General features: G+C 39.5%; 1 protein-coding gene, 1 pseudogene and 2 riboswitches. The gene and the pseudogene both read right to left on the bottom strand.

Annotation, left to right across the window (positions count from 1 at the left end; all coding sequences use genetic code 11):
• Positions 1 to 788, bottom strand: a pseudogene (locus tag AC1DRF_RS27125) (5-methyltetrahydropteroyltriglutamate--homocysteine S-methyltransferase); the annotation flags it as partial.
• 149 nt (positions 789 to 937) lie between these two features.
• Positions 938 to 1,126, bottom strand: a riboswitch (cobalamin riboswitch).
• Between the two features lie 79 nt (positions 1,127 to 1,205).
• Positions 1,206 to 1,316, bottom strand: a riboswitch (SAM riboswitch).
• A gap of 80 nt (positions 1,317 to 1,396) precedes the next feature.
• A partial coding sequence (locus tag AC1DRF_RS27120; RefSeq protein WP_477742198.1) for a hypothetical protein occupies positions 1,397 to 1,578 on the bottom strand: 182 nt, incomplete at its 5' end.

Here is a 1,578-nt window from a genome sequence, read left to right as displayed (position 1 = left end):
CCTAAACCGATTCCTTCAACAGGAAGAGACACAACTTCTTTATAGTAATCAACGCTGTCAAAATACGTTTGCAAAATGATTTTTACATTCGGTGTCGCTTCCTTCAAAGTTTGATAGACTTCTGTGTAAAGTGCCAGGTCTTCTTTTGATAGCGTTGTAGATAAAATCGGCTCATCTATCTGTACCCACTCTACTCCTTCTGCCTCAAGCTCAGCTAAAATAGTCGCATACAGAGGAACAAATTGTTCAACTATTTCTTTAAACTCATTTTTTTTATATCCTTTTGACAGCTTCACAAATGTTACTGGACCTAAAATCACGGGCTTGCCTTCAATATTCAGCTTCTGTTTTGCTTCTTTGTAAAACTGAAGCGGGCGATTTTCTACAAGTGCCGGCGTACATTCCTCAAGCTCTGGTACGATGTAGTGATAATTTGTGTTAAACCATTTTGTCATCGTAGAGGCTACCGCACCTTTTGTTCCTCGGGCGATGTCAAAATACGTTTCAAGCGATACCGGTCCTCCGTCATAATCAAAGCGCTTTGGCACTAGACCAAACATAGTCGCTGTATCTAGCACGTGATCGTATAAACTGAAATCGCCGACTGGAATTAATTCAATTCCTGCGTCACGCTGTTTTTTCAGATGCCCTAGACGAAGAGCTTCAATCTCCTGAAGAAAGATATCTTTCTCTAGCTTTCCTGCCCAAAACTGCTCAAGCGCTTTTTTCCATTCTCGTTTTTCACCAATTCTTGGATAACCTAAGTTTGAACTTTTTACACTGCTCATTTTTTCCACTCCCTGTATATTTTTTATCGGTAAACTAAAAAATCTCTCTTTTCGAAATGAAAAGAGAGATGATACGCATACTTAACTAAAGTTGAGATAGCCTGTTTTTCTCAACACGTATTCCTCACTCCTCTCTATATCCCGTAGAGCTTAAGTGCATACAACAGGCAGGTCTCCTGACTTAGGTTCATCGCTTCCTATCCCTTCCCATTTCAACATGAAACAGTGGTTAATAAGTTGCTCCCCATTACAGTGGCGGGACCGCGCCGGCTTTTCACCGGTCTTCCCTTTTAAGCTGCGTACATTCGTTACACAGCACCTGATGCATTTTTATAAAATTGTTCATTCAAAACATATTCACATAAAATAAAAAGCCTCTCTATCACGAATAGAGAGGCATAGTATCTATGAAATCCTCTCTTATTTTTCAAAGCTGTACGCTTTGCAGGATGTAGCACCTTTTCAACAAGAATGTTAAATGGTTGCCGGGCTTCACAGGGCCAGTCCCTCCGCCTCTCTCAATAAGAGTTTTAATTGTTTATAATATTTTGAATGTAGAGTCATCTTAACACCTTAGATTTATGTTGTCAAAAAAAATTTTAAAAAAATCAGTTTTCAGGAGGTGCTGACGCTAATTTTTGCCTTAACAATTTGTAATCATCTTTTCGATGTGTTTCAATTAAATCTTTTGCTCCCTGGTGATATCCTGACGAATAGATATACTCTACCGCTGTTTCGATAAGCTTTCTTTTTTCCTCGGCACACTCCCGGTCCATTAAGGGGAACAGTC

This window comes from Priestia sp. P5_B4 (assembly GCF_056400385.1).
The sequence above is the reverse complement of the archived record's forward strand: the minus strand, read 5'-3'. Positions and strand labels throughout refer to the sequence as shown.